This window comes from Alistipes sp. (genome assembly GCF_048465575.1).
GTDB lineage: Bacteria > Bacteroidota > Bacteroidia > Bacteroidales > Rikenellaceae > Alistipes.
Genome location: NZ_DBFWLG010000005.1, coordinates 40,428 through 60,579 on the forward strand (window position 1 = coordinate 40,428; position 20,152 = coordinate 60,579).

The 20,152-nt window shown below is 61.2% G+C and carries 22 protein-coding genes; 11 read left to right on the forward strand and 11 right to left on the reverse strand.

All coding sequences use genetic code 11. The features are described from left to right. Positions 1-50 precede the first annotated feature (50 nt). On the forward strand, positions 51-803 hold the full coding sequence (kdsA, locus tag ACMQ11_RS00955; protein WP_418990784.1) for a 3-deoxy-8-phosphooctulonate synthase: 753 nt from the start codon (positions 51-53) through the stop codon (positions 801-803). Positions 804-826: 23 nt separating this feature from the next. Continuing rightward, a complete protein-coding gene (locus tag ACMQ11_RS00960; RefSeq protein ID WP_418990785.1) occupies positions 827-1,792 on the forward strand; it encodes a KpsF/GutQ family sugar-phosphate isomerase in 966 nt (321 codons plus the stop codon). Positions 1,793-1,993: 201 nt separating this feature from the next. Here ACMQ11_RS00960 and ACMQ11_RS00965 read toward each other — a convergent pair whose 3' ends face one another. From ACMQ11_RS00965 to trpS, 5 genes are all read right to left on the reverse strand, one after another. Next, entirely contained in the window at positions 1,994-2,194 is a 201-nt protein-coding gene (locus ACMQ11_RS00965; protein WP_418990786.1) for a helix-turn-helix transcriptional regulator, read from the reverse strand. Further along, positions 2,184-2,597 carry a hypothetical protein gene (locus tag ACMQ11_RS00970; protein WP_418990787.1) on the reverse strand — a complete coding sequence of 138 codons (414 nt, stop codon included), beginning with the start codon at positions 2,595-2,597 and terminating at the stop codon, positions 2,184-2,186. The genes ACMQ11_RS00965 and ACMQ11_RS00970 overlap by 11 nt, the downstream gene beginning before the upstream one ends. A 138-nt stretch (positions 2,598-2,735) precedes the next feature. Continuing rightward, positions 2,736-3,248, reverse strand: coding sequence for a hypothetical protein (locus ACMQ11_RS00975; RefSeq protein WP_418990788.1), 513 nt, complete (start codon positions 3,246-3,248; stop codon positions 2,736-2,738). A 29-nt stretch (positions 3,249-3,277) separates the two neighbouring features. Then, a complete protein-coding gene (locus ACMQ11_RS00980; RefSeq protein ID WP_418990789.1) occupies positions 3,278-5,059 on the reverse strand; it encodes a chloride channel protein in 1,782 nt (593 codons plus the stop codon). A 3-nt stretch (positions 5,060-5,062) separates the two neighbouring features. Next, on the reverse strand, positions 5,063-6,193 hold the full coding sequence (gene trpS, locus ACMQ11_RS00985) for a tryptophan--tRNA ligase (RefSeq protein WP_418990790.1): 1,131 nt from the start codon (positions 6,191-6,193) through the stop codon (positions 5,063-5,065). Positions 6,194-6,374: 181 nt separating this feature from the next. Here trpS and ACMQ11_RS00990 point away from each other — a divergent pair, with 181 nt between their 5' ends. Further along, positions 6,375-7,274, forward strand: coding sequence for a hydrogen peroxide-inducible genes activator (locus ACMQ11_RS00990; protein ID WP_418990791.1), 900 nt, complete (start codon positions 6,375-6,377; stop codon positions 7,272-7,274). 69 nt (positions 7,275-7,343) lie between these two features. Here ACMQ11_RS00990 and ACMQ11_RS00995 read toward each other — a convergent pair whose 3' ends face one another. After that, complete coding sequence (locus ACMQ11_RS00995) at positions 7,344-7,880, reverse strand: hypothetical protein (protein ID WP_418990792.1); 537 nt, start codon at positions 7,878-7,880, stop codon at positions 7,344-7,346. 181 nt (positions 7,881-8,061) lie between these two features. Between ACMQ11_RS00995 and rsfS the strand changes: the two genes are divergently transcribed. The 7 genes from rsfS to ahcY are packed head-to-tail and all read left to right on the forward strand — an operon-like array spanning position 8,062 to position 15,020. Continuing rightward, a complete protein-coding gene (gene rsfS / locus ACMQ11_RS01000; RefSeq protein ID WP_418990793.1) occupies positions 8,062-8,412 on the forward strand; it encodes a ribosome silencing factor in 351 nt (116 codons plus the stop codon). A 38-nt stretch (positions 8,413-8,450) separates the two neighbouring features. Further along, positions 8,451-10,553, forward strand: a complete 2,103-nt coding sequence (gene ftsH / locus ACMQ11_RS01005; RefSeq protein WP_418990794.1) for an ATP-dependent zinc metalloprotease FtsH — start codon at positions 8,451-8,453, stop codon at positions 10,551-10,553. A gap of 24 nt (positions 10,554-10,577) precedes the next feature. Then, a complete protein-coding gene (locus ACMQ11_RS01010; protein ID WP_418990795.1) occupies positions 10,578-11,426 on the forward strand; it encodes a phosphatidate cytidylyltransferase in 849 nt (282 codons plus the stop codon). A 21-nt stretch (positions 11,427-11,447) separates the two neighbouring features. After that, positions 11,448-12,125 (forward strand): phosphatidylserine decarboxylase family protein, encoded by a 678-nt coding sequence (locus tag ACMQ11_RS01015; protein WP_418990796.1) that lies wholly within the window; start codon positions 11,448-11,450, stop codon positions 12,123-12,125. Positions 12,126-12,129: 4 nt separating this feature from the next. Beyond that, positions 12,130-13,236 (forward strand): AI-2E family transporter, encoded by a 1,107-nt coding sequence (locus ACMQ11_RS01020; protein ID WP_418990797.1) that lies wholly within the window; start codon positions 12,130-12,132, stop codon positions 13,234-13,236. After that, positions 13,236-13,607, forward strand: a complete 372-nt coding sequence (locus tag ACMQ11_RS01025) for a riboflavin kinase (RefSeq protein ID WP_418990798.1) — start codon at positions 13,236-13,238, stop codon at positions 13,605-13,607. Before ACMQ11_RS01020 ends, ACMQ11_RS01025 begins: the two co-directional genes overlap by 1 nt. Positions 13,608-13,610: 3 nt before the next feature. After that, entirely contained in the window at positions 13,611-15,020 is a 1,410-nt protein-coding gene (ahcY, locus tag ACMQ11_RS01030) for an adenosylhomocysteinase (protein ID WP_418990799.1), read from the forward strand. A 76-nt stretch (positions 15,021-15,096) separates the two neighbouring features. On the opposite strand, the gene ACMQ11_RS01035 is transcribed toward ahcY, so the two are convergent. The 3 genes from ACMQ11_RS01035 to panC form a co-directional block, all read right to left on the reverse strand. After that, positions 15,097-15,609 (reverse strand): DUF456 domain-containing protein, encoded by a 513-nt coding sequence (locus ACMQ11_RS01035; protein WP_418990800.1) that lies wholly within the window; start codon positions 15,607-15,609, stop codon positions 15,097-15,099. 278 nt (positions 15,610-15,887) lie between these two features. Continuing rightward, positions 15,888-16,247 carry an aspartate 1-decarboxylase gene (gene panD, locus ACMQ11_RS01040; RefSeq protein ID WP_418990801.1) on the reverse strand — a complete coding sequence of 120 codons (360 nt, stop codon included), beginning with the start codon at positions 16,245-16,247 and terminating at the stop codon, positions 15,888-15,890. After that, positions 16,244-17,080, reverse strand: a complete 837-nt coding sequence (gene panC / locus ACMQ11_RS01045; RefSeq protein WP_418990802.1) for a pantoate--beta-alanine ligase — start codon at positions 17,078-17,080, stop codon at positions 16,244-16,246. The genes panD and panC overlap by 4 nt, the downstream gene beginning before the upstream one ends. A 237-nt stretch (positions 17,081-17,317) precedes the next feature. On the opposite strand from panC, the gene ACMQ11_RS01050 reads away from it, so the two are divergent. Continuing rightward, entirely contained in the window at positions 17,318-19,312 is a 1,995-nt protein-coding gene (locus ACMQ11_RS01050) for a dipeptidyl-peptidase 3 family protein (protein ID WP_418990803.1), read from the forward strand. 74 nt (positions 19,313-19,386) lie between these two features. Here ACMQ11_RS01050 and rd read toward each other — a convergent pair whose 3' ends face one another. Continuing rightward, positions 19,387-19,551, reverse strand: coding sequence for a rubredoxin (gene rd, locus ACMQ11_RS01055; protein ID WP_418990804.1), 165 nt, complete (start codon positions 19,549-19,551; stop codon positions 19,387-19,389). 73 nt (positions 19,552-19,624) lie between these two features. Then, positions 19,625-20,152, reverse strand: a complete 528-nt coding sequence (locus ACMQ11_RS01060) for a PH domain-containing protein (protein ID WP_418990805.1) — start codon at positions 20,150-20,152, stop codon at positions 19,625-19,627.

Consider the following 20,152-nt stretch of genomic DNA (forward strand, 5'->3'; position numbering starts at 1 on the left):
GCCGAGGTAGGGAATTTTCATTTTTAATTCTTAATTTTTAATTGAATTTTATGCCGATAAAATTTATCGCTGGGCCGTGCGTGATCGAATCGGCCGAACTGCTGGACGCGGTGGCCGAAAGGCTGGTTGCGATCAACCGCAAACTCGGAACCGAAATCATCTTCAAAGCGTCGTTCGACAAGGCCAACCGCACGGCGATCTCCTCGTTCCGCGGTCCGGGTCTCGACAAGGGGTTGCAGATGCTCGCGGACGTGCGTTCGAAATGGGGGCTGCGGCTGCTGACCGACATCCACGAGTCGTGGCAGGCCGCGCCCGCGGGTGAGGTGGTCGACGTGATCCAGATACCGGCGTTCCTCTGCCGCCAGACCGATCTGCTGCTGGCCGCCGCCCGGACCGGACGGACGGTGAACATCAAAAAGGCGCAGTTCCTCTCGGGACAGGACATGCACTACCCCTACGAAAAGGCCCGCGAGGCGGGTGCCCGGGAGATCTGGCTCACCGAGCGGGGCAACATCTACGGTTACAACAACCTGGTGGTCGATTTCCGCAACATTCCCGACATGCTCAAGATAGCCTCGACGGTGGTGATGGATTGCACCCACTCGGTGCAGCGGCCCGGCGCCGCGGGCGGCAAGACGGGCGGCAACCGCGAGTTCGTGCCCTCGATGGCCCGGGCGGCCAAGGCGTTCGGGGCCAACGGTTTCTTCTTCGAGGTGCACCCCGCACCCGACACGGCGCTGAGCGACGGCGCGAACATGCTGCCGCTCGACGAGCTGGAAGCGCTCGTCGAATCCCTGCTCTGAAAACTCTAATCCAACCGAAAGCAATGACCGATACTACCAAAGCGCAGATTCTCGACGTCGCCCGCCGTGCGGTGCACACCGAGATGCTTGCACTCAAACACCTCGAAGAGACCCTGGGCGGAGAGTTCGCCACGGCGGTCGAGATGATCCTCTCCGCCCGCGGCAAATGTATCGTGACGGGCATGGGCAAATCGGGCCTCGTAGGCCGCAAGATCGCCGCCACGCTCGCCTCGACCGGCACGCCGAGTTTTTTTCTCCATCCGGGCGAAGCCTTCCACGGCGATCTGGGCATGATCTCGAAAGAGGACGTCGTGCTGGCCCTCTCCTATTCGGGCGAGACGGACGAGATTCTCAAGATCGTGCCGTTCATCCACACGAACGGGAACAAACTGGTCTCGATGACCGGGAATGCGGAGTCGGCGCTGGCCAAGAATTCGGACGTGCACCTCGACGTGTCGGTGCGCGAGGAGGCGTGCATCCTGCATCTGGCGCCCACCTCCTCCACTACGGCGCAGATCGCCCTGGGCGATGCGCTGGCCGTGTCGCTGATGCAGATGCGGGGCTTCACGTCGATCGATTTCGCGCGCCTGCATCCGGGCGGCAGCCTGGGACGGCGCCTGCTGATGACCGTGGGCAACGTCATGCGGCGGCACGACCTGCCGGTGGTCGCGCCCGACTGCCCCGCTGCGGAGATGATCCACGCCATCTCGAAAGGGGGCCTGGGACTGATCGTCGTCGCGGACGGCGACCGGATCGAGGGCATCGTGACGGACGGCGACGTGCGCCGTGCGATGGAGCGGCGCCGCTCCGATTTCTTCGGCATATGCGCGTCGGACATCGCCACGCCCAACCCCAAGACTATTTCGGCCGACGAAAAGCTGATCGAGGCCGAGAAGATGATGACCCGCAACAAGGTCACTTCGCTGCTCGTCACGGACCCCGCAGGGAAATTGCAGGGTGTGATCCAGATTTACGACATCAAGTTGTAACTCTCCGGCCCGATTGGGGCTGCCGTGCTTTTTCCGGCGCATACAACCCCATTTGTCGGTGCGGACGCTGGAAGCAGCGCCTGAATCCTCGTCAGGGATACAGGCGCTGCTTGTGATTCAAAGGATTGTGTTATCGTTCGGTCCGGACGTTTTTTGCCTCTCGGACAGGGGATGGGGTAGGTCGCGGGTGGCCGGGAGCGGTCACTCCCCCTCTTCGAGCTGGAAAATCTGCTCGACGGGTTTACGAAACCGGCGGGCGATCTTGAGTGCCAGCACGGTCGAGGGCACGAAACGTCCCGTCTCGATGGCATGGACCGTCTGGCGGCTCACGCCCACGGCATCGGCCAGTTGCTGCTGCGTCATACCCTCTTCGGCGCGTTCGACGCGGATTCTATTCTTCATCTTTCGAGGCGCGTTTGAACCGCCACAGGCTCAGTTCATACAGGATAAGAAACAGGAGCGGAAGCGTGAACAGGTTGTAGATCAGAATATTTAGGTACTTGAGGTCGTAGAAGACCAGCGTGGCCGCGATCAGCAGCGCATAGTCGACATAGAGGGCCGTGAGCAGCGAGTTGAGCCGGATGCGGGCGACCAGTTCGTCTTCGATCCTTTCGCGCGAACAGGTCACGAAGATGCTCCCGGCGAGGATGCCGATGATGATCAGATCGGTCAGCCACGGGTCCAGGCTTTGGAGGCGGCCGACCGTATCCGGCCGGGCGAGACGGGCCGTCAGGTCGAGCAGCGAGGAGGTGTTCATGTCGTGGAGAGCCACGTAAAGACCCATCAGGAGGGTCGGGATCAGCATTGCCCAGCCGATTTTCTTAAAACCGCGGGGCAGCAACCAGTTTTTTGTCATGGTGCAAACGAATTGGTTATTCACTGCAAATGTAAAGTATATTTTACATTTTTGCAAGTAAACACGACAGAAAATGCGGAAGCGCACTTATCCCCGGATGTAGTGGGGCATCTCTTCGGGAATCTCGAACGAAAATTCGACCAGTCCGCCGATCGGGCCGCGGGATGGGGTGTGCGCGTTCGGCCCGGCTGCTTCGACCCCGGCGACAGGGTTTGCTTGTCCGGAGCGGATAGCGCAGACGTCGTGCGTGTCCGCGGAAGCGGTTGCCGCCCGGAACTGTTCGGTCGGGGAAAAGGCGGTCCGGTCAGGGCCGACACCTGAAACCGGGATTTCCTCCCCGGTGTGCCAGACGGTCTGGTAGATCAGTTTGCGCACTCCACGTTTTTGAATGGTATAGACGTTCTTGCCGCCCTCGCTAAGCAGGCGGCGGATGATCTGCTGCGAGCGGCCGTTGTGGCAGGGGATCAGCGAACGGCCGCGAACATCGCCGTTCACCTCGCGCGAGCGAACATTCTGGTAGACGACGACTCCTTGGGTGTCGCACACCGTGACGGCACAGTCGAGCCGCTCGGCCCAGGGGCAAGGGTTTGGGGGTGTCATATCGATTGTCGCGGGCCAAGTGCTCGCGGTTACTGCTGAATCTTGACCAGCTGCTGCCGGTAGGCGTTGAGAATGCGGGACTTGGAGATGAACCCCAGGTAGCGGTTCTCGCGGTCGACGACGGGCAGCATCCAGGTGTGCTTGTCCTCGAACTTGGGCAGGATGCTCTGGATGGCTTCATGCTCGAGGATGCGGTCGGGCGGCTGGATCATGTAGTCGGAGATCGGCTGTCCGTATTTCTCGCGCTTGAACATGTCCTCGCGCAGGTCGTCGAGCTGCACGACGCCCAAGAGGCGCCCGAAATTGTCGATCACGGGGAAGATGTTGCGGCGCGCCGTCGAGATGATGTGCACGATGTCGCCCAGCGTGAAATTCTCCTTGATGCGCAGAAAATCGGTCTCCATGAGGTCTTCGAGCTTCAGAAAGACGAAGACCGACTGGTCCTTGTCGTGCGTGAGGAGTTCGCCCCGCATCCTGAGCTGCTTGGTGTAGATCGAGTCGGGGTCGAGGTAGTAGTTGACGGCGAACGAGATGCAGGCCGTAATCATCAGCGGGATGAACAGTCCGTAGCCGTTGGAGAGTTCGGCGATCAGGAAGATCGACGTGAGGGGGGCGTTCATCACCCCCGACATGACACCCGCCATGCCCACCAGCGTGAACGAGACCAGCGAGACGTTCCAGCCGAACAGGGCGTTGCACACCAGCGCCAGCGTGGCTCCGGTAAAGGCCCCGACGAACAACGACGGGGCGAACGTTCCGCCCACGCCGCCCGCGGCGTTGGTAGAGGCCATGGCGATGACCTTGAAGAACATGGTGGCGATGATGAAGAGGATCACCACCCACTCGATGTCGCGGAAGCGGTAGAAGAGCGAGCTGTCGAAGAGCTGCTGCGCGTTGCCGTGCATCAGCGAGGTGAAACCCTCGTAGCCCTCGCCGTAGAGAGGCGGGAAGATGAAGATCAAGATGCCCAGCACGGCGCCTCCGGCGATCCATTTTTTGTACTGACTGTCCAGCCGCTTGAAATAGCCGCCCACGCGGGAGTTCATCGACGTGAAATACCACGCCATCAGTCCGCACAGGCCGCCCAGGAGGATGAAGAGCGGAATCTGCCACAATTCGAACGCATCCTCGGGGGCCAGCGTGACGGCCAGGATCGGGTCGAAACCGCGGAGCATGAAAGCCATGGTCGTGGCCGTGATCGAGGCGATCAGGAGGGGGATGACCGACCCTGCTGTGATGTCGAGCATCAGGATTTCGAGCACGAACACCACGCCCGTGATCGGTGCCTTGAAGATGGCCGCCAGGGCCGCACCCGCGCCGCAGCAGAGCAGAAGCGTGGTGTACTTGTAGTTGAGCCGCGCGAGCCGCCCGACGTTCGAGCCGATGGCGGCGCCGGTCAGCACGATGGGGGCCTCGGGGCCGACCGAGCCGCCGAAGCCGATGGTCGTGGCGCCGCCCACGATCGAGGTCCAGCAGTTGTGGCGCGCGATGCGCGAGTTGCGGCTTGACATGGCGTACAGGACGCGCGTGACCCCCTCGGAGATGTTGTCGCGGACGATGTACTTGACGAACAGCGTGGCCAGGATGATGCCAACGGCGGGGTAGATCAGGAACAGAAAATGAGCGCTGTCCACGGGGAACCAGCGCGTCAGACCGCTCTTGATGGCGTAGAGCAGCATCTCGAACAGGTAGGTGCCCAGCCCGGCCAAAACGCCCACGACCACGGCCAGCAGCATCATGATCTGGCTGGTCGAGAGCCGGCGCGTCAGGCGGAGAAACGCGCGGTATATGCGGTCGGCGCGCAGTTGCATGGCTTACCCGCGGTTCTTTTCGGCGTATTGGCGGGCCTGGGCCTCGATCAGTTCGCGGTCGTCGAAATAGTCGATCCGCATGGCGCGTCGCACGTCGCCGAGCGTCGCGGCGGCCGCCCTGCGGGCCTCGTCCGACCCGGCGCGCAGGATGTCGTAGACCTCGCCGATGCGGGCTTCGTAGTAGCGGCGGCGCTCGCGGATGGGGTCGAGCGTCTCGTTGAGGATGGCGATCAGCAGCCGCTTGACCTTCACGTCGCCCAGCCCCCCGCGGCGGTAGTGGGCCTTCAGCTCGTCCAGCGAGCCGTATTCGGGCAGATAGCGGGAAAAGTGTTCGGGGCGCGAGAAAGCGTCCAGGTAGGTAAAGACCGTGTTGCCCTCGACCTTGCCGGGGTCCTCCACGCGCAGGTGGTCGGGGTCGGTGTACATGCCCATGACTTTCTTTTTCACCTCTTCGGCCGTGTCCGAGAGGTAGATGCAGTTGCCGAGCGACTTGGACATTTTGGCCTTGCCGTCGGTTCCCGGCAGGCGCAGGCAGGCCGCGTTGTCGGGCAGCAGAATCTCCGGCTCGACGAGCGTGGGTCCGTATACGGAGTTGAATTTGTGGACGATCTCGCGCGTCTGCTCGATCATCGGCTCCTGGTCTTCGCCGACCGGCACGGTCGTGGCCCGGAACGCCGTGATGTCCGAGGCCTGCGAAATAGGGTAGGTGAAGAACCCGACGGGGATGCCCTGCCGCTGGGTCGTGTCGCCCTCGGCGGCGTTTTCGGAGAATCCGCGCAGCGTGATCTCGGCCTTGACCGTCGGGTTGCGCTGCAACCGCTGGACGGTGACCAAGTTCATATAGTAGAACGCCAGCTCGCACAACTCGGGAATCTGCGACTGGATGAAAAGGGTGGACTTGGCGGGGTCGAGACCGGCCGAGAGGTAGTCGAGGGCCACCTCGATGATGTTCTGCCGCACCTTTTCGGGGTTGTCGGCGTTGTCGGTGAGCGCCTGTGCGTCGGCGATCATGATGAATATCTTATCGAATTCGCCCGAGTTCTGCAACTCGACGCGGCGGCGCAGCGAACCCACGTAGTGCCCCAGGTGGAGGCGTCCGGTGGGCCGGTCGCCGGTGAGAATGATCTTTCCCATGTCAGTAATATGCTGTTGTTTTACAGCCCGAAACGCCGCAGGACCCGATCAAAGGGCTGCGGACGCTCCCGGCTTTCCGGTTTCATGTCACAAACATACGAAAAAAGCGCGGGTACGGCCCAATAAAGTTGGTAAATATCGGTTTTTTTTATATTTTTGACCTCGCAAATAGACGCATGCTATGACTATAATCCAACTCGAATACCTGTTGGCCGTGGCCAACTGCGGCAGTTTCTCGCTCGCTGCCGAGCACTGTTTCGTCACGCAGCCCTCGCTTTCGATGCAGGTCAAGTCGCTCGAGGAGGAGCTGGGCGTGGTGCTGCTGGACCGCTCGAAGAAACCCGTGATCCCCACCGAGGCGGGCGAGGTGGTGCTCGCGCAGGCCCGCGAGACGATCCGCGCCTACAACTACATCAAGGAGGCGGTGGCCGAACTGCGGGGCGAGACCTCCGGGAAGCTGCGGCTGGGCGTCATTCCGACCATCGCGCCCTACCTGCTGCACAAGTTCATCCCCGCGTTCGTGCGCGACTTTCCCAAGGTCGAATTGGAAATCTCGGAGATGATCACCTCCCAGATCGTCGAGGCGCTCAAAAAAGACCGCATCGACGCCGCGCTGGTGGCCAGCGGCACCTGCGGCGAGGGGATTCTGGAGCAGGAGCTGTTCAACGACCGTTTCCATGCCTACGTCTCGCCCGAAAATCCGCTCTACGAGCGCTCGAACATCCGTATCGAGGACATCGACCTGAGGGACCTGGTGATCCTCAGCCCCGGAAACTGCATGCGCGACCAGATCATCGAACTGTGCCAGGCCAAGCGCGAGACGCCCTCCCACTTTTCGTTCGAGTCCGGTTCGCTCGACACGCTGATGCGCATCGTCGACTGCACGCAGTGCCTGACGATCATTCCCGAAATGGCCCTCGAGTACATTCCCGCCGACCGCCGCGACCGGATCAAACCCCTCTCCAAGGGGGCCACCTCGCGCAAGATCGCCATCGCCGTACGCCGCACCTATGTCAAGAGTTCGATCATCCGCGCGCTGACCGACACGATCCTGGCCAACGTTCCGGCGGCCAAGGATTGAGCGCCGCCGTTTCCGAGACGAACACGCCCGGCAGTCTTCCTGCCGGGCGTGCTGTAATATGACGTGTGCTTATTCGGGTAACACCACTTTCGTCGCTTTTCCTTTCCAGTCGGCGGATGCCGAACCGCCGTCGGAGAGCGTTACGGAGAATTTGACGGTGAAATCGCCGCTGCTGCGGGTCACGAGCAGGGTTCCGCCCGTCACCGTGGCATCGCCGAAAGTGTCGATCATGCTGCCGGAGAAATCGATATTGAGGTGGTAGTTATCGTTTACTCCTGTAAGGAACAGGTAGGAATTTTTGCCGACGGGTTCGGTCAGGTCGATGGTTTTGCCGAAGAGCGATTCCGTCATCTCGATGGAGATGGCGAAATCGGGGTCCTCGGGTATTTCCGTGACGACATCCCTGAACAGACAGAGAACGACTGCGTTTTCGTCGAAATCTTCGTCCGAGGCTTCGACATAGACATACAATACGCTTTTTACCTCTTCGGTCCGACCGTCGACGGTCATCTTACCGGGATTCCCCCCCCCCTTGTCGTCCTCGTCGCAGGCGGTGGCGGCCAGTGCGAGCGCGCCGGCCAGGCAGAGTGCAAAGATCTTTTTCATACTGAATTTGAATTGGTGTGTACGCAAATATAATTATAAAACGTTTGGAAACAAAACATACGGGAAGAAAACGTTGCTGAGCGTGTGCTCCCTGTTCGATTTTCTTGATTTTGAATCTTAATTTTTGATTCTTAATTCTATTTCGTACCTTTGCAAGGTTATAGATACGCATTGGAAACTTATGGATAAACTCATAGAGACGATCGTCAGCGCGATCGCAGATAAAAAGGGTAAGAATATTGTATCGTTAGACCTCTCGGGTTTCGACGGAGCCATCTGCGGCAGGTTCGTGGTCTGCCATGCCGATTCCACGACGCAGGTGGGCGCCATCGCCGCGGGCATCGAGGAAAAGGTGCTCGATGAGCTGGGTGAGAAAGTGTGGCGCATCGAGGGCCAGCAGACGGGTCTGTGGATCGCCATGGACTACGTGGACGTGGTGGTCCACATTTTCCAGACCGAGCTGCGCGAGTTCTACAAACTCGAAGAGCTGTGGGCCGACGCCCCGATCGAACGGTACGAATACGAAGAGTAATTTCAGATATGGCCAAACAAAGCAAGAACAGGAATAAGATGAATATGAACATGCCGCGGCCCTCGATGCTGTGGATCTACGGGCTGATAGGCGCGTTCATCATCGGCTGGTACGTCTTCGGGGATGTCAACGACACCCCGCTGCCGAGCAACTGGGACACGGTGAAGGAGATGGTCGAGCGGGGCGACGTGGAGAAGATCCAGATCGTCAACCGCGACCGCGCCGAGGTCTTTCTCACGGAGGAGGCCGGCAATCGCTACCGCCGGGATACGGTCGACAAGCGTTTCCGCCGCCTGCCCCAGACGGGGGTGCAGCTGACGTTCACCATCCCCTCGGTGGATGCGTTCCGCGAGGATTTGCAGGCGGCCGAGGTGCAGTCGGGCCACGCGGTGCCGGTGACCTACGAGAACAAGACCAACGACTGGACGTCGCTTCTGATCAACCTGCTGCCGTGGGTGCTCATCATCGGGGTCTGGTTCTTCGTCATGCGCTCCATGTCGCGCGGCGGCGGTGCCGGCGGCGGAGGCGGCATCATGAACGTGGGCAAGGCCAAGGCGCAGGTCTTCGACAAGGACAACTCGCGGCGCGTGACGTTCAAGGATGTGGCGGGGCTCGAGGAGGCCAAGGTCGAAATCATGGAGATCGTCGATTTTCTCAAGAAAGCCGACAAATACCGCGAGTTGGGTGCCAAAATACCCAAGGGCGCGCTGCTGGTAGGCCCTCCGGGAACGGGCAAGACCCTGCTGGCCAAGGCCGTGGCAGGTGAAGCCAACGTGCCGTTCCTCTCCATCTCGGGTTCGGATTTCGTCGAGATGTTCGTCGGTGTGGGGGCTTCGCGCGTGCGCGACCTCTTCGAGCAGGCCAAGCAGAAAGCGCCCTGCATCGTCTTCATCGACGAGATCGACGCCATCGGCCGCGCACGTGGGAAGAACGCCGGATTCTCCGGGAACGACGAGCGCGAAAATACACTTAACCAGCTGCTTACGGAGATGGACGGCTTCCAGACCAACGCGGGCGTGATCGTGCTGGCCGCCACCAACCGGGCCGACATTCTGGACAAGGCGCTGATGCGTGCCGGCCGCTTCGACCGCCAGATCGAGGTTGGCCTGCCGGACGTCAAGGAGCGCGAGGAGATTTTCAACGTCCACCTGCGGCCGCTGAAACTCGACCCCGAGCTCGACCGCTCGTTCCTGGCGCGTCAGACACCCGGATTTTCGGGCGCCGACATCGCCAACGTCTGCAACGAGGCGGCCCTGATCGCCGCGCGGCACAACAAGAAATTCATTTCGAAAGAGGATTTTTTGGCGGCCATCGACCGCATCATCGGCGGTCTGGAGCGCAAGAACAAGATCATCACCGACGAGGAGAAGCGCGTGATCGCCTACCACGAGGCGGGCCACGCCACCGTGAGCTGGATTCTCGAAAACGCCAGTCCTCTGATCAAGGTGACGATCATCCCGCGCGGCAAGGCGCTCGGCGCGGCCTGGTACCTGCCCGAAGAGCGGCAGATTACCACGCGCGAGCAGATGATGGACGAACTGGCCGCCACGCTCGGCGGCCGCGTCTCGGAGCAGCTCACGTTCGGGCAAGTTTCTACCGGTGCGCTGAACGACTTGGAGCGGGTGACCAAAATGGCCTACGCCATGGTGGCCTACTACGGCATGAGCGAGGCCGTGGGCACGCTTTCTTACTATGACTCGACGGGCCAGAGCGACATGGCTTTCACCAAACCCTACTCCGAACTGACGGCCCAGCAGATCGACTCCGAGACCAAGCGGGTGCTCGAAGAGGCCTACCGCATGGCCGAGCAGGTGCTGCGCGAGCATGCCGACGGGCTGAAAGAGCTGGCCGAGCTGCTCCTTACGCGCGAGGTGGTCTTCACGGAGGACGTCGAGCGCATCTTCGGCAAGCGCAAGAAAGATGTCGAGCGCGAACGCCGCGAAGCCGAGGCCAAAACCCTCCGCGAGGAGGCCGAAGCGCTGGAAAAGGCCGAGCGGAGCGCGGCTTCGGAACCGGCCCTTAAAAAACCAGAACCCGAGCCCGGGGCGGAATCGGCCCCCGCTGCCGGACCGGTGATCGAACCCGCCGGGCCAGCCGATCCGGCCGAGCCGACTGCCGCGGCTTCCGCCAAACCCGAATAACCTACCCCAAACTGCCTGTAAGGAATGAGTGAAAAAATGAAGAACCTCGTGGTGCGCTCGCTGAGCGGTGCGGTGCTGGCCGCCTTGATGCTGGGAGCGATCATCTGGTCGCAATGGACGTTCGGCCTGCTGCTGGCGGCGCTGACCGTCGGCGGCATGCTCGAATTCTATGCCCTGGTCTCGAACGGGGAGCACGCCCCGCAGCGAACGGTCGGCCTGGTGGCCGGAGTGGTGCTGCTGGCGCTCAATTTCGCATTCGTGTCGGACGACATACCTGTATTGGGCTCCGGAAGCCGGATGTTCGGCGCGGGCATGGCCTTTCTGCTATTGCTGGTTCCGACGATGTTCGTCTGCGAACTCTACCGCAAGCGCGAAAACCCGGCCGCCAACATCGGCCTGACCCTGGCGGGCATCTTCTACGTGGCACTGCCGCTGGCGCTCATGTGCTACTTTCCGATCATCACGAGCGAGGCCTGGAACCCGTGGGTAATGATTGCTTACGTTTTTATCATCTGGGCCAACGACGTCTTCGCCTACCTGGTCGGCATGTCCGTAGGCCGGCACAAACTGTTCGAACGGCTCTCGCCCAAAAAGTCGTGGGAGGGATTCTTCGGCGGCCTGGTCGGTGCCGTAGCCGTCGGCCTGGCGGCCGGGCACCTCATGGACGACAGCCTGTGGGCCTGGGGCGGACTGGCGTTTGTGGCGGCCGTGACGGGCGTGCTGGGCGATCTGGCCGAGTCGATGTTCAAGCGTTCGGCCGCGGTGAAGGATTCGGGGGCGCTGATTCCCGGGCACGGCGGCGTGCTCGACCGGTTCGACGCCATGCTGCTCTCCGCACCGTTCGTCTTCGTCTATATGCTTCTGGTGATGTAAACTGCAAACCTCAAAGATAGTATGAGAATTAACAAGGAAGGCTACAAAATCATCGGCATCTCGGGTGCCGTCTGCCTGTTGATCTGGTGGCTGTTCTACCACCTGTTGGTCAGCGACTCGAACGTCTCGCTGCTGTGGGTGAGCGCCCTCTTCCTCCTCTTGTTCTGGTTCTTCATCGTGGCATTCTTCCGCGAGCCGCGCCGCGTGCGCATCCACGACGCCGACCTGGTCTTTTCGCCCTGCGACGGCCGCGTGGTCGTCACGGAGGTGGTCTCCGAGAACGAATACCTCCACGGGGAGATGCTTCAGATTTCGATCTTCATGTCCATTACGAACGTCCACATGAACTGGGTTCCCGTAGGCGGCGTGGTGGAGTATTTCAAATACCATCCGGGCCGTTTCCTGGTGGCGTGGCACCCCAAATCCTCGACCGAAAACGAGCGCACGACCACCGTGGTGAAAATGCCCTCGGGGCAAAAAGTGTTGTTCCGTCAGATCGCGGGGCTGATTGCGCGCCGCATCATCTCCTACATGAAAGTAGGCGAAAAGGTCGAGCAGAACAGCGTCGCGGGCTTCATCAAATTCGGGTCGCGGGTCGACGTGCTCATCCCCAAAGACAGCGAACTGCTCGTCGAAATCGGCGATCCGGTCGTGGGTTCGCAAACCCCCATCGCGCGGCTGCGCAAAGTCAGCCGGTAGCCCCATGACGACCACACCCCAGACCTTTCTGAAATTCATCGCGGGCGCGGCTGCTGCCGCGGCCATCCTCTTTCTGGTCTGGTATTTCTCGGCGATCGTCGTCTACATTCTCGTTTCGGCAGTGCTGGCCGTGGTCGGCACTCCGCTCGTGAGGCGCCTCTCGGCCGTGCATGTCCGGGGCTGGAAAGTTCCCCGGTCGCTGGCGGCGCTGGTGACGCTCGTGGTGATCTGGGTGGTCGTCTCGACCCTCTTTTCGCTGTTCGTGCCGCTGGTATTCAACAAGGTCTACCAACTCTCGAACCTCGATTTCGCCACCGTCGTGGGCAGCATCGAGGAGCCGGTCAACCGGGCGCAGGAGTACCTGCGTAGGCTCTTCGCCATGCCCGAGGAGTCGTTCTCGCTCTCCGATTCGCTGGTCCAGTCGATGCGCGAATGGGTGAATCTCGAATCGCTCAACACGCTCTTTTCGTCGATCGTGGGTATCACGCTCTCGTCGGTGATCGCCATCTTCTCCGTCTCGTTCATCACGTTCTTCTTCCTCAAGGACGACGGACTTTTCTATGCCATGGTGACGGCCATGTTCCCCGAGCGCTACCACGAAAATATCACCCGCGCGCTCGATTCGGTGACGCGGCTGCTGGCGCGCTACTTTACGGGCATTCTCTCGGAGAGCCTGCTGCTGATGATCGCCGTGTCGCTCACGATGATGGCGTTCGGCATGAAAGCCGCCGACGCGCTCTTCATCGGACTGGTCATGGGCGTGATGAACGTGGTGCCCTACGCAGGTCCCCTGATCGGCGGAGTGATCTCGGTCTTCGTGGGCATCGTCACCCCGATCGAGGGGATGACCGTAGGGCATACGGCTTTCGTGATCGCCGGGTCGCTCCTGATCCTCAAGGGGCTGGACGATTTCGTGCTGCAACCGACGCTCTATTCGGAGCGCGTCAAGGCCCATCCGCTCGAAATTTTCCTCGTGATCCTCATCGCGGGCTCGGTCGCAGGCATTCTGGGGATGCTGCTGGCCATCCCGTCTTATACCGTGCTCCGGGTCTTTGCCAAGGAGTTCTTCTCCCAGTTCCGGCTGGTGCGTAAACTCACTGAGAAAATCTGATGGAACGGGTGGTGATCGAGGGGGTGGTCGAACACGGCCGGCGGCTGGGCCGCGAGCTGGGGTTTCCCACGGCCAACCTGTCGGTACCCGACGACCTGGCCGTAGAGGACGGGGTCTACGCTTCGTGCGCCGAGGTGGCGGGGCGCCGTTACCGGGCCATGTCCAACCTGGGGCGCAACCCCTCGGTCGGAGGCGCCGAGCGGCGGCTGGAGACCCACATTTTCGACTTTTCGGAGCCGCTGTACGGGCGAACCCTGCGCGTCGAACTGTTGCGAAAAATCCGCGGCGAACGGCGGTTCGAATCGATCGAGGCCTTGCGCGCGCAAATTGAAAGCGATAAAAAGGAAATCTTGAATCTAAAAATAGGATAATCTATGTACCTGGACTTAACCATTCCCTACAAGGTGGCCGACCTGTCGCTGGCCGAGTGGGGCCGCAAAGAGATCGAAATCGCCGAGCACGAAATGCCCGGACTGATGGCCGTAAGGCGTAAATACGGACCCCGGAAACCGCTGCAAGGCGTGCGCGTGATGGGTTCGCTGCACATGACCATCCAGACGGCCGTCTTGATCGAGACCCTCACGGAGCTGGGCGCCGACGTGCGCTGGTGCTCGTGCAACATCTTCTCGACGCAGGACCACGCCGCCGCCGCCATCGCCGAGCGGGGCGTTCCGGTCTTTGCCTGGAAAGGCGAGACGCTGCCCGAATACTGGTGGTGTACGGCCATGGCGCTTTCGTTCCGCGGCGGCAAGGGCCCGCAGCTGATCGTGGACGACGGCGGCGACGCCACGCTTCTGATCCACAAGGGCTACAAGGCCGAGAACGACGCCTCGACGCTCGACTACGCCCCCTCGTCCTACGAGGAGGAGGTGATTCTCGACACGCTGAAGCGGATTCTGGCCGAGGACAGGGACAAATGGCACCGCACCGTGGCCGAGTGGCGCGGCGTGAGCGAGGAGACCACCACGGGCGTGCACCGGCTCTACCGGATGCAGGAGGCGGGCGAACTGCTCGTTCCGGCTATCAACGTCAACGACTCGTGCACCAAGTCGAAATTCGACAACCTCTACGGCTGCCGCGAATCGCTGGCCGACGGCATCAAGCGCGCCACGGACGTGATGATCGCCGGCAAGGTGGTCGTCGTCTGCGGCTACGGCGACGTGGGCAAGGGTTGCGCCCGCTCGATGCGCTCGTACGGCGCCCGGGTGATCGTCACGGAGATCGACCCCATCTGCGCCTTGCAGGCCGCGATGGAGGGCTTCGAGGTCCGAACTGTCGAGAGCGCGCTCGCCGAGGGCAACATCTACGTCACCTGCACGGGCAACCGCGACATCATCACGCTGGAGCACATGCGGCGGATGCGCGACCAGGCCATCGTCTGCAACATCGGCCATTTCGACAACGAGATCCAGATGGCCCGGCTCGACGGCTCGGACGCGGTGAAGACCACGATCAAACCCCAGGTGGACAAGTACACTTTCCCCGACGGCCATGCGATCTTCGTCCTGGCCGAAGGCCGCCTGGTGAACCTCGGCTGTGCCACCGGACACCCCTCGTTCGTCATGTCCAACTCGTTCACTAACCAGTGCCTCGCGCAGATGGAGCTGTGGCAGCAGGAGCACGAGATAGGCGTCTACCGTCTCCCGAAACACCTCGACGAGGAGGTTGCGCGCCTGCATCTGGAGAACCTGGGCGTCGAACTGACGCGCCTGACCCAGGAGCAGGCCGACTACATCGGAGTAACGCCCGACGGACCCTACAAGGCCGACCACTACCGCTACTGACTGCCGCTTGCAGCCGGTATCGGACGAGGCGCGGATGGAAAGTCCCATCCGCGCCTCGTTTTAATTTTTAATTCGTTCAAAACAGTCCTCCCACCCATCCTTTCAGCGGAGTCCAGGTGTCGGCGACCACGTGGATGAACATGCCCAGCGCGGCGGCCAGTTTGAGCCCCGTGCCGACCACGAACGAAAGGAACGAGCCGAAGCCGACCAGCAGGGCTTTTCCCGGGTCGCGCTTGTCGTGGAGCAGTTCGCCCAGTACGGCGCCGAAAAACGGACCGAGGATGATTCCCAGGGGCGGGAAAAGGAAGAATCCGGCAAAGACGCCGACCGTGGCGCCGATGGCTCCGGCCCGCGATCCGCCGAAACGGCGCGTCATCCAGGCGGGCAGGAAATAGTCCGCCACGCTCACGGCGACCGTCACGGCCAGCCACACCCAGATGGCCGTGGCCGACAAGCTCGAATAGGAGGTGAACCAGGCGCACAGCAGTCCGGCATAGCTCAGCACGACGCCCGGCAGCGCCGGGATGATGCAGCCTGCAATGCCTGCGACGGAGAGCAGGAATGCGAGGATTGTGAGGGTAATATCCATTGATGTAAAGGTTTAGGGGGCCTGCGGGTGTGTCACGCAAGCACGCGGAGAGCCTCTCTGCCGCGGGCGTCGGTCCAGGCCCGGTTTCCGGTTGGGCAAATATACGAAAAAATCTCCTGCAAGGGAGATTTTCCATCTTTTCGGGCGGCTCGATTTCCCGAACCTGCCGGGGAGATGTCGGGATAAGCCTCGCGTCGATACCAGAACCGGGCTTTGACTTTTCCCGGTGCGCATCGCTTCGGCAGTCCGGACTTTTTGCGCAGCGAGCAGCCTCCCTGCTATCCGATGAGTTTGTTGGTCGCCGTGTCGGGAAAGACGATCCACGGGCGGAACTGTTTGGCATCCTCGAAATCCATGAGGGCATAGGAGGCGATGATGACCACGTCGCCCACCTGGACCTTGCGGGCCGCCGCGCCGTTCAGACAGATCGAGCCGCTGCCGCGCTCGCCGCAAATGACATAGGTTTCGAAACGTTCGCCGTTGTTTATATCCATGATCTGCACCTTCTCGCCCTCGATGATGTTGGCGGCTTCGAGCAGCGCCTCATCGATGGTGATGCTTCCGACATAGTTCAGATCGGCCTGCGTGACGGTGACGCGGTGGATCTTCGACTTGATGACCTCAATCTGGAATTTCATCTGATACGGATATTATCGATTAAACGAATGTCGCCGGCCTGTACCGCAATGCAGCCCTGAACGTGCTCCGAGTCGCTCCATGCGGCGACCTGCTGCATCGAAAGTGCGTCGACCGACTGGTAGTAGATCACGCGGAGCAGCGGGTTGCGCTCCACCTCGGCCTTGACCCAGGCCTCGAGCTCCCGGGGAGAGAGGCGCTGCGACTCCAGGACGGCTGCTTTGAGCGTGGCGTAGATGTGCGGCGCGGCGGCGCGGTGCGCTTCGTCCAGCAGCGTGTTGCGCGACGAGAGGGCCAGCCCGTCCTCGCCGCGGACGATTTCGCATGCGACGATTTCGATGGGGAGTTGCAGTTGGCCGACCATCTCGCGGATAACGGCGATCTGCTGAAAATCCTTTTCGCCGAAATAGGCGCGGGCCGGCCGGACGATGTCGAACAGGCGGCTGACGACCTGCGCCACACCGTTGAAATGGCCGGGGCGCGTGGCGCCCTCCATCACCTTGTCGATCATTCCGAAATCGAACTGCCGGGTATCTTCTTCCGGGTATATCTCCTCGACCGACGGCATCAGCACGTAGTCCGCTCCGGCCTCTTCCAAGAGGCGTGCGTCGGCTTCGGGCGTGCGGGGGTAGTGCCTCAGGTCGTTCTTGTCGTTGAACTGGGTGGGATTGACGAAGACGCTCACCACGACCGTCGGCATCTCGCGGCGGGCTCGCTCGACGAGCGAACGGTGCCCCGCATGCAGCGCACCCATCGTGGGCACGAATCCGATCCCGGCCTCGTCCACACCCTCCAGCGCGGCTCGCAACTCCTTGACGCTTGTATAAACTTTCATCTCTTTTCGATCGCTTTCCTTGGCGGGGCAAAGGTAGAAACAATAATCAAGAATGAAAAATTAAAAATTAAAATTCAAACCCGGTCAGACCGTTTTTCGCCCGGTTTCCGCTATCTTAGATCGTCCTCTTGCCGGATTGCGCTGCGGGAAATTGCAAGCAGGCTTGCTTTTGCTCTCGACTTGCACTATCTTTGCGAATAAACTAAACCCCCGAACGACATGGTTAAATTCGCATTTATGTCTTTATCGCTTTTCTCGCTGGCATCGTGCTGCCACGCCCCCGAAGCAGATGCTCCCTGGATCGTCGACCGTTTCGACGACATCAAGGTCATCCGCTACGAGGTTCCCGGATTCGAGAAACTCCCCCTGGAACAGAAAGAACTGGTCTATTACCTCTCGGAAGCGGCCAAATGCGGCCGCGACATCCTCTTCGACCAGAATTTCAAGTACAATCTGGCCGTGCGCCGCACGCTGGAGACCGTCTACGAAAACTATGCGGGCGACCGTACGACCGATGAGTGGAAAGCGCTGGAGAAATACCTCAAGAAAGTGTGGTTCGCCAACGGCATCCACCACCATTACTCCAACGACAAGTTCACGCCCGAGTTCTCGGAGGAGTATCTGCTGACAGCGATCGAAACCATCCCCGAAGAAAAATTCGGCGAGCTCAACACCCTGCGCGGCGAGGTCTGCCGGGCCATCTTCGATCAGAACCTCTATAAAACACGGCTCAACCAGCGCGCGGGCGACGACCTGATCGCCACCTCGTCGAACAACTACTACGAGGGCGTCACGCAGGCCGAGGTCGAGAGCTTCTATGCCGGCATGGCCGCCGCCGATGCGGGCAATCCCCGCCCGGTCTCCTACGGGCTGAACTCGAAACTCGTCAAGGAGAACGGCGTGGTCGCGGAGCGCGTCTGGAAAGTGGGCGGCATGTACTCCCCGGCCATCGAGCGGATCGTCTACTGGCTCGAAAAGGCGCAAGGCGTAGCCGCCGAGCCGCAGAAATCGACCCTCTCGAAACTCATCGGCTACTACCGCACGGGCGACCTCAGTCAGTTCGACGCCTACAACATCGCCTGGGTGCAGGACACCGTCTCGCACGTCGATTTCGTCAACGGCTTCATCGAGGATTACGGCGATCCGCTGGGACGCAAGGCGTCGTGGGAGGCCAACGTCAATTTCATGGACACCGAGGCGTGCCACCGCACGGAGGTCATTTCCGAAAACGCCCAGTGGTTCGAGGACCACTCGCCCGTCGATCCGGCTTTCCGCAAACCCGTCGTGAGGGGCGTCTCGGCCAAGGTCATCACCGTGGCCATGCTCGGCGGCGACTGCTACCCGGCCACGCCCATCGGCATCAACCTCCCCAATGCCGACTGGATCCGCAAGGAGTACGGCTCCAAGTCGGTGACCATCGACAACATCACCTACGCCTACGACATGGCCGCCCACGGCAATGGCTTCAACGAGGAGTTCGTGCTGCGCGCCGAGGACCGCGAGCGCATGGACAAGTACGGCAAGCTGGCAGACGACCTGCACACCGACCTGCACGAGTGCCTGGGCCACGGTTCGGGCCAGCTGGCGCCGGGTGTTCGGGGCGGCGAACTGAAGAGCTACTCTTCGACGCTCGAAGAGACCCGCGCCGACCTGTTCGGGCTCTACTACCTGGGCGATGAGAAACTGGTCGAACTGGGGTTGATCCCCTCGCTCGACGTGGCGTGGGCCGGCTATGCCAAGTACATTCTCAACGGCCTGATGACCCAGCTGGCCCGCATCGAACCGGGCAAGAACGTCGAGGAGTCGCACATGCGCAACCGCAAGCTGATCTCGGAGTGGTGCTACGAGCGCGGCAAGGCCGACAAGGTGATCGAATGGGTGACCGAGAACGGCAAAACGTACGTGGTGGTCAACGATTTCGAAAAATTGCGCGAGTTGTTCGGCCAGATGCTCCGCGAGGTGCAGCGCATCAAGTCCGAGGGCGACTATGAGGCGGGCCGCGAGCTGGTCGAGCGGTATGCCGTTCGGGTCGACCCCGCGCTGCATGCCGAGGTCCGCGAGCGCTACTATGCATTGGGAATCGAGCCTTACGGCGGTTTCGTGAACCCCGAATACGAACTGGTCGAAAAGGACGGCAAGATCGTCGACGTGAAGATCTCCTATCCGGCCGACTACAAGGAGCAGATGATGAATTACTCGAAGAACTACTCCTACCTGCCGAACATCAACTGAGCCGTGGGCCTGTGAAATGCAGCGAGGCGCACCATGCAGGTGCGCCTCGTCTGTTTTGGCAGCTTGCGGGTCCCTTACTCCTGGACCTCCTCGAACTCGTCTTTGCCCACTCCGCAGACAGGGCAGACCCAATCTTCGGGAATCTCTTCGAACGGGGTGCCCGGGGCGATGCCGCCGTCCGGGTCGCCGATGGCCGGATCGTAGATCCAGTCGCATACGGTGCAACGGTACTTTTTCATCTTTCTACTGTTTTATTAGGTGAACGTTTCTCTGTAATGCAATTCCGCTGCCGGAATTTTCGCTCCCGGCCGCTTATGCCTCCTCTTCCTCTTCCGGGTCGCGGTTGCCGCCGGGCGGGGTCAGCTCGGCCACCAGGCGGTCGGCCTCGCGGCACGAGACGTAGAGCCGCTCCTCGTAAATGTCCACGATCTCGACGAAATTCTTCCACTCCGAGGCGTAGACCCTGACGCGCTCCAGCCGCCTCAGGTCGATGAAGTGGCCGTAGTATCCGAAGAAGCCGCAACCGCCGAAGAGCGGAAAGAACCACTTGATGCGTCCCGTGTCGACGCGCCGCACCGAGGCGATCTCGTCGCGGCGGATTTCGGTGATGTCCAGCAGGCAGCGCACCTCGACCTTTTCGTCCGTCACCACGATCCGTCGCGGGATCGAGAGGGCCATCAGTGCGACGAGCGCCACGATGAACGAGGTGAACCACGCCGAGAGGTAGCCGCCCTCGTAAAGGTAGAAGAGCACGACGCCCAGCAGCACGAAGACCACCAGGTAGACCAGCGACCAGTAGATCGTGTGGCGGTCGAAACGGTATTTATAGGTACTCTCCAT

Coding starts and splice junctions, on each gene's coding strand:
- kdsA (WP_418990784.1), top strand. CDS start 51: ATGCCGATAAAATTTATCGCTGGGCCGTGCGTGATCGAATCGGCCGAA.
- ACMQ11_RS00960 (WP_418990785.1), top strand. CDS start 827: ATGACCGATACTACCAAAGCGCAGATTCTCGACGTCGCCCGCCGTGCG.
- ACMQ11_RS00965 (WP_418990786.1), bottom strand. CDS start 2,194: ATGAAGAATAGAATCCGCGTCGAACGCGCCGAAGAGGGTATGACGCAG.
- ACMQ11_RS00970 (WP_418990787.1), bottom strand. CDS start 2,597: ATGCTGATCCCGACCCTCCTGATGGGTCTTTACGTGGCTCTCCACGAC.
- ACMQ11_RS00975 (WP_418990788.1), bottom strand. CDS start 3,248: ATGACACCCCCAAACCCTTGCCCCTGGGCCGAGCGGCTCGACTGTGCC.
- ACMQ11_RS00980 (WP_418990789.1), bottom strand. CDS start 5,059: ATGCAACTGCGCGCCGACCGCATATACCGCGCGTTTCTCCGCCTGACG.
- trpS (WP_418990790.1), bottom strand. CDS start 6,193: ATGGGAAAGATCATTCTCACCGGCGACCGGCCCACCGGACGCCTCCAC.
- ACMQ11_RS00990 (WP_418990791.1), top strand. CDS start 6,375: ATGACTATAATCCAACTCGAATACCTGTTGGCCGTGGCCAACTGCGGC.
- ACMQ11_RS00995 (WP_418990792.1), bottom strand. CDS start 7,880: ATGAAAAAGATCTTTGCACTCTGCCTGGCCGGCGCGCTCGCACTGGCC.
- rsfS (WP_418990793.1), top strand. CDS start 8,062: ATGGATAAACTCATAGAGACGATCGTCAGCGCGATCGCAGATAAAAAG.
- ftsH (WP_418990794.1), top strand. CDS start 8,451: ATGAATATGAACATGCCGCGGCCCTCGATGCTGTGGATCTACGGGCTG.
- ACMQ11_RS01010 (WP_418990795.1), top strand. CDS start 10,578: ATGAGTGAAAAAATGAAGAACCTCGTGGTGCGCTCGCTGAGCGGTGCG.
- ACMQ11_RS01015 (WP_418990796.1), top strand. CDS start 11,448: ATGAGAATTAACAAGGAAGGCTACAAAATCATCGGCATCTCGGGTGCC.
- ACMQ11_RS01020 (WP_418990797.1), top strand. CDS start 12,130: ATGACGACCACACCCCAGACCTTTCTGAAATTCATCGCGGGCGCGGCT.
- ACMQ11_RS01025 (WP_418990798.1), top strand. CDS start 13,236: ATGGAACGGGTGGTGATCGAGGGGGTGGTCGAACACGGCCGGCGGCTG.
- ahcY (WP_418990799.1), top strand. CDS start 13,611: ATGTACCTGGACTTAACCATTCCCTACAAGGTGGCCGACCTGTCGCTG.
- ACMQ11_RS01035 (WP_418990800.1), bottom strand. CDS start 15,609: ATGGATATTACCCTCACAATCCTCGCATTCCTGCTCTCCGTCGCAGGC.
- panD (WP_418990801.1), bottom strand. CDS start 16,247: ATGAAATTCCAGATTGAGGTCATCAAGTCGAAGATCCACCGCGTCACC.
- panC (WP_418990802.1), bottom strand. CDS start 17,080: ATGAAAGTTTATACAAGCGTCAAGGAGTTGCGAGCCGCGCTGGAGGGT.
- ACMQ11_RS01050 (WP_418990803.1), top strand. CDS start 17,318: ATGTCTTTATCGCTTTTCTCGCTGGCATCGTGCTGCCACGCCCCCGAA.
- rd (WP_418990804.1), bottom strand. CDS start 19,551: ATGAAAAAGTACCGTTGCACCGTATGCGACTGGATCTACGATCCGGCC.
- ACMQ11_RS01060 (WP_418990805.1), bottom strand. CDS start 20,152: ATGGAGAGTACCTATAAATACCGTTTCGACCGCCACACGATCTACTGG.